The 14,225-nt window shown below is 63.5% G+C and carries 12 protein-coding genes; 6 read left to right on the top strand and 6 right to left on the bottom strand.

Annotated features, from left to right (window positions below; all coding sequences use genetic code 11):
• Positions 1 to 33: 33 nt before the first annotated feature.
• The 5 genes from AC0L3X_RS19215 to AC0L3X_RS19195 are packed head-to-tail and all read right to left on the bottom strand — an operon-like array spanning position 34 to position 6,481.
• Entirely contained in the window at positions 34 to 1,263 is a 1,230-nt protein-coding gene (locus AC0L3X_RS19215) for a Gfo/Idh/MocA family protein (RefSeq protein ID WP_473316699.1), read from the bottom strand.
• Positions 1,264 to 1,296: 33 nt separating this feature from the next.
• On the bottom strand, positions 1,297 to 2,922 hold the full coding sequence (locus AC0L3X_RS19210; protein WP_354102841.1) for an ABC transporter ATP-binding protein: 1,626 nt from the start codon (positions 2,920 to 2,922) through the stop codon (positions 1,297 to 1,299).
• Positions 2,923 to 2,958: 36 nt separating this feature from the next.
• The gene (ggt, locus tag AC0L3X_RS19205) at positions 2,959 to 4,554 is read right to left on the bottom strand and encodes a gamma-glutamyltransferase (RefSeq protein ID WP_063981844.1); all 1,596 of its coding nucleotides are present in this window, start codon (positions 4,552 to 4,554) and stop codon (positions 2,959 to 2,961) included.
• Entirely contained in the window at positions 4,551 to 5,327 is a 777-nt protein-coding gene (gene nagB, locus AC0L3X_RS19200; protein ID WP_063981845.1) for a glucosamine-6-phosphate deaminase, read from the bottom strand. Before nagB ends, ggt begins: the two co-directional genes overlap by 4 nt.
• Positions 5,324 to 6,481, bottom strand: a complete 1,158-nt coding sequence (locus tag AC0L3X_RS19195; protein ID WP_473316698.1) for an ROK family protein — start codon at positions 6,479 to 6,481, stop codon at positions 5,324 to 5,326. Before AC0L3X_RS19195 ends, nagB begins: the two co-directional genes overlap by 4 nt.
• A 282-nt stretch (positions 6,482 to 6,763) precedes the next feature.
• On the opposite strand from AC0L3X_RS19195, the gene AC0L3X_RS19190 reads away from it, so the two are divergent.
• The 6 genes from AC0L3X_RS19190 (at position 6,764) to AC0L3X_RS19165 (ending at position 13,250) form a co-directional block, all read left to right on the top strand.
• Positions 6,764 to 8,275, top strand: a complete 1,512-nt coding sequence (locus AC0L3X_RS19190; protein WP_063981847.1) for an ABC transporter substrate-binding protein — start codon at positions 6,764 to 6,766, stop codon at positions 8,273 to 8,275.
• Positions 8,276 to 8,332: 57 nt separating this feature from the next.
• The gene (locus tag AC0L3X_RS19185) at positions 8,333 to 9,274 is read left to right on the top strand and encodes an ABC transporter permease (protein ID WP_085402446.1); all 942 of its coding nucleotides are present in this window, start codon (positions 8,333 to 8,335) and stop codon (positions 9,272 to 9,274) included.
• Entirely contained in the window at positions 9,271 to 10,143 is an 873-nt protein-coding gene (locus AC0L3X_RS19180) for an ABC transporter permease (protein ID WP_063981848.1), read from the top strand. The genes AC0L3X_RS19185 and AC0L3X_RS19180 overlap by 4 nt, the downstream gene beginning before the upstream one ends.
• Positions 10,144 to 10,394: 251 nt before the next feature.
• Entirely contained in the window at positions 10,395 to 11,483 is a 1,089-nt protein-coding gene (locus AC0L3X_RS19175; RefSeq protein ID WP_063981849.1) for an AI-2E family transporter, read from the top strand.
• Between the two features lie 170 nt (positions 11,484 to 11,653).
• A complete protein-coding gene (locus AC0L3X_RS19170) occupies positions 11,654 to 12,766 on the top strand; it encodes an acetate kinase (RefSeq protein WP_354102852.1) in 1,113 nt (370 codons plus the stop codon).
• 40 nt (positions 12,767 to 12,806) lie between these two features.
• Positions 12,807 to 13,250 (top strand): potassium channel family protein, encoded by a 444-nt coding sequence (locus AC0L3X_RS19165; protein WP_063981851.1) that lies wholly within the window; start codon positions 12,807 to 12,809, stop codon positions 13,248 to 13,250.
• A 195-nt stretch (positions 13,251 to 13,445) separates the two neighbouring features.
• Here AC0L3X_RS19165 and AC0L3X_RS19160 read toward each other — a convergent pair whose 3' ends face one another.
• Positions 13,446 to 14,129, bottom strand: a complete 684-nt coding sequence (locus AC0L3X_RS19160) for a helix-turn-helix domain-containing protein (protein WP_063981852.1) — start codon at positions 14,127 to 14,129, stop codon at positions 13,446 to 13,448.
• Positions 14,130 to 14,225: the final 96 nt, after the last annotated feature.

Below are 14,225 nucleotides of genomic sequence, written 5' to 3'. Positions count from 1 at the left end.
ACTCCTCAGCCTGGAGGGCAGGGCGTCACGCCGTCAGCGCGCCACGAGAGGGACATAGCGTTCGAGTTCGGGATCGGGGAAGTGGATGGTCCGGCCAAGTTCCGCGGAGCGATAGAGCCCCATAAGCATTTCCATGACGCCGACCCCGTCATCGAAGGTTTCTGCCGGACTCATGCCTCGCCTGAATGCCTCCACCATATGGCGGTTCTCGTCGGTGTAGCCGTAGATGCCGGCTTCGTCCTCGACAACCGGCATCAGACCTTGCTCGGAATTCTGCTTCTCGACGAGGTCTTCGCCCTCTGATCCGCTGATCGCGCGGGAGAGGAAGACCTTGAGGCCAGTCGAGAGCGAGGAGAACTCCATCGAATATTCGGGACCAAGCAATTCAAGCTGGATGCGCAAGCCCGCGCCGACATACGCCCATGAGGTTGTCGCCTCGATCATCAATTGATGCCCGTCGGTATCTTCCATCGTAAGCATCCCGCGCGCAAAATCTTCGACCGGACGTTTGGTGAAATCGACACCCATTCGCCTCTTGAGGTCGGCAGCGTAGTGGGGGCGCGTCCATTTGAGATTGGCCGTCGTGGCGCTGGCACTGACCAGCCGTAGGGAGTCGCGCTTTGCGCCGGGCGCGGTCAGCATGAAGCGTGCGACCTCGACCGAATGGCACATCATGTCGGAGAGCACGCCCCCTCCCTGTTTGTCGCCTTGCCAGAACCACGGCTCGTGCGGTCCTGAATGCTCCTCGGCGGCACGCGCGAGATAGGGGCGTCCACTTCCGGGTACGGCTCGCCGCCAGATGATGTCCTTGCCGCGCATCACCGCGGTCGAGAAAAGCTGGTTCTCCAGATAACCGTGAAGCAGGCCTGCATCTTGGACGAGCCTGCGCATTTCCCGTGCTTCGGCAAGCGTGCGGGCGAGTGGCTTTTCGCAAGCAATGGCGCGCAGGGGAGCCCCGGCCTTGGTCACGCGGTGGATCTCGCGCATGATGTCGAGGCGGCTGTCGTTCGGCGTCAGCAGCCAAAGCGCATCGACCTCGCCGGACATTGCCATCGCCTCGATGCTGTCAAACACATGCGCCGGCCCAAGGCCAAGATTGCGCGCCTTGTCGGCAATGCGTGTCCGCCGCTCGGCGGAACGGCTGTAGACGCCGCCGACGCTGACGTTGCGCACGCCGAGCATGGACTGCAGATGGAACGCGGCGATGAAGCCGCTGCCGACAAGGCCGATGCGCAGCATTGGAAGTTCCGTGAGCTTCTGCATGTCAGAGACCTCCTTCAATGAAAATGTGGTGGTTCAGACCGACGTGGGCGTTCTGCGTTGCCTGCCCGGGATCGCGGCCAGCAGTGCCTGCGTGTAGGGATGCTCCGGCCGTTCCAGCAGATCTACCGTCGGCCTGATCTCGACGATTTCTCCGAGGCGCATCACTGCGATCCGATCGCAGACCTGGGCCGCGACGTTGAGATCGTGGGTGATGAACAGCACCGCCAGCCGCAGCCGCACCTTCAATGTCTCGAGCAAGGTGAGCACCTGCGCCTGGACAGAGACGTCGAGCGCTGACACCGGTTCGTCGGCCACGAGCACCTCCGGGTCGAGCGCCAGCGCGCGCGCAATTCCGATCCGCTGGCGTTGCCCTCCGGAGAATTCATGCGGAAAGCGTCGCGCGGCGCTCGGGTCGAGACCCACGAGCGCCAGCAGTTCCCCGGCACGCGCGAAGGCCTGCGCCGGCGGGACGCCGTGCGCGATCGGTCCGTCGGCGATAATTCGCCCGACGCGGCGACGCGGATTGAGCGAGGCGAAGGGATCCTGGAACACCATTTGGACGTGCTTGCGGGCGGCCCGCAGGCCGGCACCGCGAGCCTCGGAGAAATCCAGCTCGCCGATACGGACCACGCCCGCATCGGCGTCGGTGAGACGCATCACCAGCCGACCGATCGTGCTCTTGCCCGAGCCGGACTCTCCGACGAGGCCGAGCGTCTCGCCGCGCCGGATTTCGAAGGTCACATTCTTTACGGCTGCGACCTCGGTCTGCGAGTTGAACCAGTCGCTGCCACGATAGATCTTCGCAAGTCCAGTCGCGGCGCAGGCGATCGGTTCGTCCTCGACCCGGACCCGAACCGGCGGGGTCCCGCCGGGCACCGCGGCGAGCAGCCGGCGCGTATAGGGATGCTGCGGGCGTTCGAGCACGTCCTCCACGGACCCCTGTTCGACGACGCGACCCTTCTCCATGACCGCGACGCGGTCCGCGATGTCGGCGACGACGCCGAAATCATGGGTGATGAACAGCACCGCCATGCCGCGCCGCTGCTGAATGTCCCGGATCAATCGAAGGATCTGCGCCTGTGTCGTGACGTCGAGTGCCGTCGTTGGTTCGTCCGCGACCAGGATCGATGGTTCGAGCGCAAGGGCCATTGCGATCATGGCACGCTGACGCTGGCCACCCGACAATTGATGCGGGTAGCTGCGGATGATCCGCTCGAGGTCGCGCATGCCGACCTCTTCGAGGAGGGCGCGCAAGTGGGTTTGCCGCTCAGTCGGCGTGAATTGTCCGTGCGCCTCGAACGCTTCCATGATCTGGTCGCCGATCCTGATCACAGGATTGAGCGCTGTCATCGGTTCCTGGAAGATCATCGCGATGCGTCGCCCGCGCAGCGTCCGCCATTCTGCTGCGGGGAGGTTCAGCAGATCGCGCCCCTCAAAGTGTATGGCCCCTGCAACCGGGCGAATGGCCCTGGGCAGCAGGCCCATGACAGCTGAGGCGCAGACCGATTTACCGGAGCCGGATTCACCGACGACGCAGAGAATTTGTCGCGGATGCAGAGCAAGCGAAACATCCTCGACGGCAGAGGCGCGATCCCCGCCGGCGGGCAGCGCCAGCGTCAGCCGTTCGATCGACAGGATCGCCTCTGTTGTCTCGCTCATGCTGCCCGATCCGACATCACGTCATTCTCATCCTGGTCACGCCGCCAGTGCAATGCCGTCCTTGCGATGGTCCGACGCGCCGAGAAAGACGCCCCTGGAAAGATCGACGTGCACGGCCTGACAACCTCCGAGCGGTTCGTCCGCCCAGATCACGCGATGACCGCGCGCAATCAATTCGTCGGCGACGGAGCCGGGAATCGTGGGTTCGAGGCTCAGCGTGCCATCAAACGCAAAGCTGCGCGGCGTATCCGAGGACTGCTGAATGTCGAGCCCACGATCGAGCACGCCGCTCAGGATCTGCATATGTCCCGCCGCCTGGTATTGTCCACCCATCACGCCAAAGGCCATGATCGGCTTGCCATGCTTCGCCAGCAGACCCGGAATGATGGTGTGAAAGGGACGTTTTCGCGGCGCAATCGCATTGGGATGTCCTTCGAGAAGGGAGAATCCCGAACCCCGGTTCTGTAATAGCACGCCAGCGCGCGGAGCGTAGATGCCGCTGCCGAACGCGAAGAAAAGCGAATTGATGAAAGATACCATGTTGCCGTCGCGGTCGGCGACCGCAACGTAAGCCGTGTCACGATGAACAGGCATGTCAAAATCTGCTGATGCGCCGGCACGCTTCCGGTCGATGGAGGAGCGCAATGCCGCGACTGACGCCTCCGAGAGCAGCGAGTCGACATCGAGCGGACGGAATTCCGGATCGGCGACCAGCGCGTCGCGCTGCCGGTAGGCCGCCTTGGTTGCCTCGGCAAGGAGGTGAATGCGATCCGCCTCGCCGAGCGCCGGATTGGCCATGTCGAAGCCGGCAAGGATGCGGGCGATCAGCAGCGCCGCGACGCCCTGTCCGTTAGGCGGACATTGCAGGATTTGATGATCGCGGTAGTCGGCGCTGATCGGCTCGACGTACTCCGATCGGGCACTTGCGAGATCTTCAAGCTGCATCATTCCGCCCAGCGCCTTCAATGTCGCGACGATTTCTTCGGCGACGGCACCTTCGTAAAACGCGGCGCGCCCCTCGCGTGCGATCCGGCGCAGCGTCGCGCCGAGTGCGGGATGATTGAGCTTGCTACCGACGGCGGGCGCAGCGCCACCGGGCAGATAGACCGGTACGCCAGTCCGATGTCGTTCGATGCGATCGGCGTAGCGTGCCCAATCCAGCGCGGCGCGGGGCGTCACCACAAAGCCGGTCTCGGCCGCGCGGATCGCCGGCGCCAGAACCTCGTCCAGGCCTTTTGAACCATAGTCGCCAGAGAGGCGGCACCAGGCATCGACCGCACCCGGAACTGTGACTGCATGGGGTGAATCGTCCGGGATCGACGCCAGCCCGCGTTGCCGAAACCAGCCGAGTTCGGCCTTCGCCGGCGCTCGGCCCGAGCCGTTGACAGCGACGGGCTTGCCGGAGGCGGGAGCATAGATCGCAAAACAGTCGCCGCCGATGCCGGTCATATGCGGATCAATGACACCCTGGAGGGCGATCGCGGCAATGGCGGCATCGACCGCATTGCCGCCACTGCGCAGGATCTCGACCGCAGCGAGCGTGACGGCCGGATGAGAGGTCGCGGCCATGCCCCGGTCGCCCACCGCCAGCGAGCGCCCCGGCACCATGAAATCGCGCTGTCCCCAGCTCATGCCCTTCTCCGATTGTTGTTGTGGGGCCGCGTGGCGAGGGCTGCGGCAGCCGGTTCATCGCAAAGGATATCGACGTTGCCGTGCAGGCGGAGTGCCGAGGCAGGACAAGCTGCTGTGATCGGACCCTCGATCGCGGCTGCGAGTGCGGCTGCTTTCTCCGGCCCCTTGGCGATCAGGAGGATGCTCCGAGCCTCCAGGATTGTTGCTATGCCCATTGTGATCGCACGTTCGGGAACCGACGCCGGATCGGGAAAATTGATGGCATTCGCGATGCGGGTTGCTTCATCGAGTCTGACCTCGCGGGTACGTGAAGCGAAATCCGAACCTGGCTCATTGAAGCCGATATGGCCGTTGGCGCCGATGCCGAGGAGCAGGAGGTCGATGCCCCCGGCAGCCGCAATCTGCGCCTCATAGCGCGCGGCCTCGGCGGCGACGTCGTCGGCCGTGCCATCGGGGATCTTTGCCCGACCGGCTTCCATATCCACATGCCCGAACAAATGCTGCTGCATGTAGGCATGGAAGCTTCCGGCCGATTGGGGGGCGACGCCCACATATTCATCGAGGTTGAAACTCGACACCGTTCGGAATGAGATGAGGCCGGCGCGGGTCGCGGCGACAAGGCGGGCATAGAGCGGCGCCATTGTCGCTCCGGTCGCAAGACCGAGGGTAACCGGCCGTCGATCGTGCAGCCGCGCGATGACAAGCGCGGCTGCTCGTTCCGCGACGGCGGCGGCATTGCCGACAATCTCGATTCTCGGCGCCTGCTCTCTCATGCCGCGACATCTGCTGCCGTGAAAGGAAGAGCCAGTGGGCCCGCATCCTTGCCGATGCCAAACAGCGAGCGATGCACGAGGTCGATCGCGCTGCCGATCGCGCCGATCAGCGTGGCGCGATTGCCGAGCGCGCTGAGCTCGATACGAACAGGCTCGCGCATGCAGCGTGCCAGATGTTTATCGATCCGGACCTTCAACTCGGGCCGCGCGCCGATGCTGCCGCCCATGATGATGATTTCCGAATCGAGGATGCTGTGCACCGCCAGGATCGCGGTCGTGAGGATCCGGCCGATCTCGTCGATCGTCACTCGCGCCGCCTCCTCGACCGCGAGCCGATCGAAGACATCGCGCACGGTACTGCCGGGCGCGCCGCCGAGCGCGATATAGCGTTCGACAATGCCGGCGCTGCCGATCGCGGTTTCCAGGGTGCCGAACCGAAGACCGCGCGCATCGTAGGGATCGCCCCCAAGCGGCAGGTAGGCTATCTCGCCGGCCGCCCCGCGTGCGCCGCGCACGAGATAGCCGTTCGAAAAGATGCCCATGCCAATGCCGGTGCCGACTGCGATGAAGGCGAAACTGCGCGCCTTGCGGCTATTGCCGCGCCAATGCTCCCCGATTGCGGCGAGATTGACGTCATTTTCGATGGCGACGTCGATTCCGAGCCGTTCGCGCAGCGCGGCCCTCACGTCCAGGCTATCCAGTCCGGGGATATTGGGCGCGATGGCGATGCTGCCCGACGCTGGGTCGACCATCCCCGGACTTCCCATCACGCCGCCGCGCAAGCGTTGCGCCGATACGGACGCACGCTGAAGCAGGGCATCCTTCATGCGATCGATCTGTGCGACCACGGCAGCGCCGCCGTCGCCGGATGTCGGTTCGATGCTCTCGGCGACGATCTCACCGTGCAGATCGGCAAGTGCGACGTGCAGTTTCGTGCCTCCAAGGTCGATACCCAACACGAAGGCGGCGTCCGGCCGGAGCGCATAGGTGACGGCGCTTCTCCCCACACTGCCCTGAATCTGACCGTCCTCATGGACCCAGCCGTCGCGCTCGAGATCACGCATCACTTCGGAGATGGTCTGCTTGGACAGGCCCGTGCTGCGGGCGATTTCGGCGCGCGATACCGAGCGATCGCGCAGCAGGCGCTCAACCACAAGGCGCACGGATTGCTGTCGCGCAACGGGCGATGAGGGGGCGTCTGGCATGGGCCTCAATCCAATTAGTCAATATGCCGAACTAATACGTCGCATGATCTGCCGTCAAGGGGCGTGGTGCAAGGATTTTTCGCCTTCAAAAGCGATGTATTGTAATTTAGTTCTATATCCTAGGGTGATTTGTTCGAGATGTTTACAAATAGGTTCAGTCGTGCTTGTCTTGACCTTCAACAGCAGAGCCTTGGAAGCCTTGGGATAGGCGTGCGACGAAAGGAATTCCGTATGAAGCGGACGGGCACGGCGTTGGCGGCAATTCTGATGATCGCATCGGGCCTGGTCTCGGCGAGTGCCGCGACATTGCGGGTCGGCATTCAGGACGATCCCGATGCGCTCGACCCGGCACTCAGCGGCACATACTCCGGCCGCTTCGTGTTTGCGGCGCTGTGCGACAAGCTTGTCGATATCTCCCCCGACCTCAAGATCGTGCCGCAGCTGGCGGAGGCATGGGAGTGGTCCGCGGACGGCAAGTCGATCACCTTTACGCTGCGCCAGAACGTCACGTTCCACGATGGCACCGCGTTCGATGCAGCGGCAGTCAAGTTCAATATCGAGCGCATGAAGTCCATGCCGGATTCCAAGCGCAAGGCCGAGCTGGCGCCGGTCGCGAGCGTCGAAGCGCTTGCCGCGGACAAGGTGAAGTTCAACCTGTCGGAGCCGTTCGTGCCGCTGCTTGCCAATCTCAGCGATCGTGCCGGCATGATGGTCTCGCCCAAGGCCGCCACGGAGAAAGCCGGGGAATTTGCAGCCGCGCCGGTCTGTGCCGGTCCGTATCAATTTGCCGAGCGCAAGTCGCGCGACCTCATTCGCGTCAAGAAATATCCCGGCTACTGGAACGCTGCACGAGTCGGCTATGACGAGGTCGTCTACTACTACGTTCCCGACTCGACCGTGCGGTTGTCGCGTGTCCGGGCGGGCGATCTCGATCTCGCGGAGCGTATCGCGCCGACCGATCTCAAGACCGTACGCGACGATCCCAACCTCGCCCTGCATTCCGGCCAGGGACTTGCCGTCTCGCATCTGATGTTCAATGTCGGCGCGGGCGCGAAGGCCGATACGCCACTCGGCAAGAACGCGACGCTGCGTCAGGCCTTTGAGCTGGCGATCGATCGCAATGTCATCAACCGCGTCGCCTTCAACGGCGAGTTCCTGGCGGATAACCAGATGATCCCGCCGTCATCTCCGTTCTACGATAGCGCGCGCAAGGCGCCGGCTCGCGATGTTGCCAAGGCAAAGGCAATGATTGCCGCCGCCGGAATGACTCGCGTGCCGGTCGAGATCCAGTACGAGAATACGGCCGGCGATTCCCGGGTCGCACAGATCATACAGTCGATGGCGGGCGAGGCCGGTTTCGACGTCAAGCTGCTGCCCATGGAAACGACCACGGCCATCGAGCGCTACATGAACGGCAATTTCGAAGCCTATATCGGCAACTGGAGCGGCCGCGCTGACCCGGACCCGACGCTGGTCGCCTTTTTCAGTTGCGCGGGCTCCCAGAACGTCAACAAGTACTGCAACAAGGATCTCGATGCGATCCTGAACCAGGCCCGGGGCGAGGCTGACGAAGCCAAGCGCAAGGCACTCTACGCCAAAGCGACGGACATTTACCTGACGGCGCTCTCGTCGATTCCCCTCCATCACCCGAACTGGTTCTTTGCGGCCCGCAAATCGGTCGGCGGCATCGTCATGGTGCCGGACGGTCTGTTGCGTCTGGTCGGTGTCAGGCCTGTGAATTGATGCGCAACGCCTCGCGCCCGCCGATGCGCTCGCCCTGGTGAGGACCAGTCTGCCCCGATGAAGAGCTTGCTTCTGCGCCGGCTTGCCGTCCTGCTGCCGACCCTGTTGCTGGTGTCGATGATGGTGTTCGGTCTGCAGAAACTGCTGCCCGGCGATCCTGCGCTGGCGCTCGCCGGAGAAGAGCGTAATCCCGAAGTCGTTGAATATCTTCGGCAGAAGTATCGCTTCAATGATCCGATCCCGGTGCAATACGCCGTCTGGCTGAAAGCCCTGGTGCACGGTGACTTCGGCACGTCGGTACGCACCCGATTACCGATCGGCACCATGCTGGCGGAAAAATTGCCGGTGACCGCTGAGCTCGCGATCCTGTCGATGCTGGTCGCGCTGCTCGTCGGGTTGCCGATCGGGATCTTCGCGGCGCTGGGGCGCGGGACGCCCTTCGACTACGGCGCCAGTCTGTTCGGGCTTGCCGGACTGTCGATCCCACATTTCTGGCTGGGGATCATGCTGATCCTTCTGTTCTCGGTGAATCTCGGCTGGCTTCCGGCCGGAGGTTTCGTTCCGCCGTCCGAGAGCGTGGGAGGCAACCTGCTTTCGATGCTGATGCCCGCTTTGGTGCTCGGCACGGGCACCGCTGCGATCATGATGCGCCATGTCCGCGGCGCGATGATCGAGGCGATGAAGCAGGACTACGTGCGCACCGCCCGCGCGAAGGGCGTCCGCGAAAGCACCATCGTGATGCGTCACGCGTTGCCGAACGCGCTGATTCCCGTGGTCACGCTGGGCACACTGCAATTTGGCGAACTGCTGGCCGGCGCGGTGTTGACGGAGCAGGTCTTTTCCATCCCGGGGTTCGGCAAGATGGTCGTCGACGGCGTGTTCAGCCGCGATTATGCCGTGGTTCAGGCGGTCGTGCTCTGCACAGCAGCCGTATTCCTTCTGATGAGCCTGATTGCCGACGTGGCCTATGTGCTGCTCAATCCGAGGCTCAGGTCATGAGCTCGATTGAGACGGTGCCGGTCGCAAGTCAGGCACGCGCCGCCGCTCCTTCGGAAATTCGTCGCCTGTTGCGCGAACCATCCGCCGTCATCGGGGCCACGATCATCCTGTTCTTCGTCGTGCTGGCGGTGTTTGCCTCGTGGATTGCGCCGTACGATCCAAACTCGCCGGACTGGATGGCGATTCGCGCGGCACCCGGTGCGGCACATTGGTTCGGCACCGACGATCTCGGTCGGGACGTGCTGTCGCGCGTGATCTTCGGCACGCAAGCCTCGCTTTCCGCCGGCATCGTCTCCGTGACGGTCGCGGTGCTGATCGGCCTTCCGTTTGGTCTCATGGCCGGCTATTTCGGCGGCCTCACCGACATGGTGATCTCGCGCTTCGCCGATGCGCTGCTCGCTTGCCCCTTTCTGGTGCTGGCGATTGCGCTCGCCGCGTTCCTGGGCCCCAGCCTGCAAAATGCGATGATTGCCATCGGCATTTCCGCCGTGCCGGTGTTCGTTCGTGTCGCGCGTGCCGAGACGCTGGTTGTCTGCACCGAGGATTACATCGCCGCGGCCCGGTCCCAGGGCCTCGGCCATCTCGCCATCCTGACCGGACAGGTGCTGCCGAACGTGCTTGCCCCCACGATTGTGCAGGCGACGCTGACCATGGCGATTGCAGTTCTCGCCGAGGCGAGCCTGGCCTTTCTGGGGCTTGGCCAGCTTCCCCCGGCCCCGTCATGGGGCGCCATGCTTGACGTTGCCAGGCAATTTCTCGGCGAGGCGCCATGGATGGCCTTCTGGCCGGGGCTCGCGATCATTGCGCTCGTCATCGGCTTCAACCTGATGGGTGACGGCCTGAATGATGCCCTCAATCCCAGGCACTAGGTGGAAGGCGAGCCTGTTCCGCTGAGGGACTCCGCGGCGTGGCCTAGGGCTGTTTGATTTCAGGCGGCAGACCAAAGCCTGTCTTGTCCGAGCGCTGCAGCGCGCAGATCCGATGACACAGGTCGATGACGTGCTCGTCGTAGACTAGCGTGTATTGGCGCGAGCATTGGGCGCGCCATTGATCTGTATCAAGCCCGCCGCGGGATAGGGGCCGCTAGGCTTCCAGCAGGAGCGCTGCCCGGACACAGGCCTTGAACACTCTTCGCCAGCATCGGTCTATCGACGGAGTCATCCAGCTCGTGATCCGGCTCGGATTGCTGGCGCTGCTGATCCTGTGGACTTTCCTCATCATCCGCCCCTTCGTGCCAATCCTGGCCTGGAGTGCGGTGCTCGCGGTGGCGTTCTATCCAGTCTTCGGCTGGCTTGCCAAGCGCCTCGGGGGCCGCCCGCGCACCGCCGCGTCCATTCTCACGCTGGTTACGCTGGGCATCGTCATTGGTCCTGCGGCCTGGCTCGGCATGAGCGCAGTCGACGGGATCAAGGATCTCGCGGGCCAGATCAGCAGCGGCGATCTCACGCTTACGGAGGCGCCCGAACAGATCAAGAGCTGGCCGCTGATCGGCACCCAGCTCTACGATCTCTGGACCCAGGCCAACAGCAATATTCGCGCGGCGCTGAGCGAGGTGATGCCGTATCTGAAACCGCTTGCCGGGATCATGCTGTCGCTCGCCGGTGATGCCGGTGTCGGCACGCTCCAGTTCCTGCTGTCGGTATTCGTCGCCGGCTTCCTCTTTCCCTACGGTCCGCAGCTCGTCGACGCGGTGCGCGGCTTCCTGTTCCGGGTCGTACCGGAGCAGAGCGAGCATTTTCTGGAGCTCGCCGGCGCGACCATCCGCGCGGTGTCGCAGGGCATCATCGGTGTCGCAATCGTGCAGTCGCTGTTGGCCGGCATCGGCTTCAAGCTCGCAGGCGCCCCGAGTGCCGGCCTGCTGGCATTCCTCGTCCTGTTGCTGTCGATCGTGCAGATCGGCCCCTTCCTCGTTCTCTTCCCCGTGGTCGTCTGGATCTGGATGGACAAGGACGTGACCACCGCGGTGCTCCTGACCGTCTTCCTCGGCGCCGTCGGCATCCTCGACAACATCCTGAAACCCATCGTCATGGGGCGCGGCCTGACCACGCCGACGATCGTGATCCTGATCGGGGTGATCGGCGGAACGCTCGCGCACGGAATCATCGGCCTCTTCATCGGGCCGATCATCCTGTCGGTCGCCTGGGAACTCGCGGCGGCCTGGATCCGGAACGACCGCGCCGCTGCGCCGAAAAGGCCGGAAGAGACCTGAATCTCCGCACGCATCACCTTTGACCTAAGTCAATCCTCTCGACTCCCGATGCGCCCTGATTGGGCGTAGGCAGATCTGACCTCAGGCATGTCGATGGCCCATCAAACGTCGCAGCGGGATTGCGCATTCGGGCAAACGTCCCCGGCGATGACGGCTGTCGACTGACCGCCATGGATGCGATCCTTGCCATCGATGCGAATGCAGGAAGCGTGAACTTCCAGCTCTTCTCCGTACGAGGCGAGGGGAGGCTGGAACGGCAAATCAAGGGACGGCTTGACGGGCTCGGCCGCCATCCGCGCCTCAGGGCGAGCAGAGCGAACGGCGATCCGTTGGCGCACCGCACCTATCAGAACGACGACGTCGATGACATCCCGGCGGCATGCGCGGTTGTCGATAGCTGGCTGCGGGACGAATTGGGAATCCAGCCGCTGGCTGTGGGACATCGCGTCGCTCAGGGAGGACCGGATGACGCCCGACCGGCCCTGATCGATGATGTCGTGATGGCGCGTCTGGAGCGGCTGATTGCACTCGCGCCGCTGCTTCAACCGTATAATCTTGCGCCAATCCGTATCATGCAGGCCAATCATCCGGCGCTACCGCAAGTCGCCTGCTTCGATACTGCATTCCATCTTGGCAAGGTCGTGGAGAACGGCAGCTATCCTATTGCGCATCAACTCTGCGCAGGTGACGTAAGGCGTTACGGGGCTCACGGTCTTTGCTACGAGTCGATCGCACGAGCTCTGACGCTTGAGGCCCCCGAGATTGCCGCGCGCCGCGTGATCGTTGCGTGCCTCGATGACACCAGCTCGATGTGCGCGCTGAAGGAAGGCCGCAGCGTCGAAAGCACGAATGGATTCTATGCCTTTGGCGCATCGCCGTCGGACCATTCCGCAGGTGAAATCGATCCCGGCGACGCATTTCTGTTCACCAATCCGGGTGACGACGGTGCGGCGGCTCGTTTTCTGCGAGCAGAACAGGCCGTCGAGCACCTCGCCTACTGCGCCGGCCTCAACGCCGGCCTGCTCGCGGCCGCGCTGGAGGGGCTTGACGCCTTTGTTTTCACCGGCGCGATCGGCCAAGGCTCGACCGCGATCCGCGCGCGCATCGCCGAAAGGCTGAGCTGGCTCGGTGCTATACTGGATGTTAAGGCCAACGCCCATAACGCACGGCTGATCTCGCGCCGCGATAGTCGTATCCCTCTCTACGTGCTCCCGTCCGACGATGAATTGACCATCGCGCGGCACACGTTGGCGCTCTTGTTGAACGGGCCGTCGCCACGTTGAGGCAGCTTCCCGGAAAGCTGAAAAGGATTGGCGGCGCTCGATGCTTCTTCAATTCCTCGTCGGTACGCTGGTCAGCGTGATCAATATCGGAATCCATGCGCTGGTGACCATCGTCGCCGTCGGGATCGCCCGCGGCGCGGGCTTGCGGCAAACCAGGAGACCAAGAGCGCATCTGATGGGTGTCATGGTCGCGACAGCCGTGGTGTTGCAGGTCGCGCATACGCTGGAGGTTCTGGTGTGGGCTCTGATGTATGAAGTCGTTCAGGCCGCCGCACCGGGCAGTGATGCGCTCTATTTCGCCTTCGTCAACTACACCACGCTCGGCTACGGCGATATCACGCCGGTGCGCGAATGGCGCCTCATCGGCCCGTTGACGGCTATGAATGGTGTCCTGCTGTTCGGCTGGTCGGCCGCCATCCTGTTCGAGGTCTTGCGCAAGACTCTCGAGCACCTCGGCGTAACCCAGGCGCCTGGCCTTAAATGATCCTGATACCGATGGAGGCCTCGGCCAGAGCCGAGCTCACCCCAGGAAAAGGATCATGGCCGTGAACGCCACCGGCAGCGTCCCGAACAAAACGACTGCGATCCGAAATGCGGTCTCGTTCCACATCGGAAGAGGCTAGCATCGGACGGTACCGGTGTGATGTGCAGTTTGTGCCATTCGCCGGTGTCGGCCCGCTCAAGGCTGCAGGTCGAGGCTTGCAAGCTGGTGCCGATCCAGCAGCACGATCTGACGCTGGGTGTTGCCGACGAAGCCGAGGGCGCCGAGCTCATGGAGCCGTGACAGCGCGCGGGATACCGTCTCCAGCGTCAGGCCGAGGTAATCGGCGATATCGCGCCGCGACATCGGCAGCGCCATGACGCCGGACGCCGTCAACCGCCCGTCCATCTCGAGCAGGAACGCTGCGACCCGCTCCAGCGAGGTCTTGCGTCCCAGCAACAGCATGTGGTCCTCCGCATGCTGGAGGTTGTTCGTGGTCATGCTGAGCAGGTTTCTGGCGACCATCGCATCGCTTTCGGCCACCATTTCGAGGCTTTGCCGTCTGACCAGGCGCACCGTGGTGTCGACGATCGCTTCCGTGGTGAAGCGGTGCTCGTTGCCGTTCTCCAGGCCAAAAATGTCGCCGGCGAGGTGAAAGGCGCCAATCTGCCTGCGGCCGTCCGACAGCAGCTTGTAGCTTCGCACCGCACCGGACGTCACCTGATAGACATATTCGGCGGGCTCTCTCTCCCCGTAGATTTCGCTGCCCTTTTTATAGGTAAATTGGCTTAAACTGACGAGCGCATTTGAATCGCTGGTCATGCCGAGGTCACGAAGGGAGTTGGGACGCGGCGTCGAATCCGCTGCGATGCGAACGAACATGGGCCAACTCCTCAGCTCATCGCCGAATTGGTCTGTCGGACGAAAACTCTCGCCGCTGGGAATGCGCCACGCCGTCCCACTCCCGCCGAAGTTGAT

The sequence above is a fragment of the Bradyrhizobium sp. MI1.7 genome, assembly GCF_055811795.1.
Note: the sequence above shows the minus strand (reverse complement) of the source record. Positions and strands in the feature narration are given on the sequence as shown.

Bases quoted from the DNA above. Each gene is read 5' to 3' on its own strand.
- AC0L3X_RS19215 (WP_473316699.1), bottom strand. From the start codon at position 1,263: ATGCAGAAGCTCACGGAACTTCCAATGCTGCGCATCGGCCTTGTCGGC.
- AC0L3X_RS19210 (WP_354102841.1), bottom strand. From the start codon at position 2,922: ATGAGCGAGACAACAGAGGCGATCCTGTCGATCGAACGGCTGACGCTG.
- ggt (WP_063981844.1), bottom strand. From the start codon at position 4,554: ATGAGCTGGGGACAGCGCGATTTCATGGTGCCGGGGCGCTCGCTGGCG.
- nagB (WP_063981845.1), bottom strand. From the start codon at position 5,327: ATGAGAGAGCAGGCGCCGAGAATCGAGATTGTCGGCAATGCCGCCGCC.
- AC0L3X_RS19190 (WP_063981847.1), top strand. From the start codon at position 6,764: ATGAAGCGGACGGGCACGGCGTTGGCGGCAATTCTGATGATCGCATCG.
- AC0L3X_RS19185 (WP_085402446.1), top strand. From the start codon at position 8,333: ATGAAGAGCTTGCTTCTGCGCCGGCTTGCCGTCCTGCTGCCGACCCTG.
- AC0L3X_RS19180 (WP_063981848.1), top strand. From the start codon at position 9,271: ATGAGCTCGATTGAGACGGTGCCGGTCGCAAGTCAGGCACGCGCCGCC.
- AC0L3X_RS19170 (WP_354102852.1), top strand. From the start codon at position 11,654: ATGGATGCGATCCTTGCCATCGATGCGAATGCAGGAAGCGTGAACTTC.
- AC0L3X_RS19165 (WP_063981851.1), top strand. From the start codon at position 12,807: ATGCTTCTTCAATTCCTCGTCGGTACGCTGGTCAGCGTGATCAATATC.
- AC0L3X_RS19160 (WP_063981852.1), bottom strand. From the start codon at position 14,129: ATGTTCGTTCGCATCGCAGCGGATTCGACGCCGCGTCCCAACTCCCTT.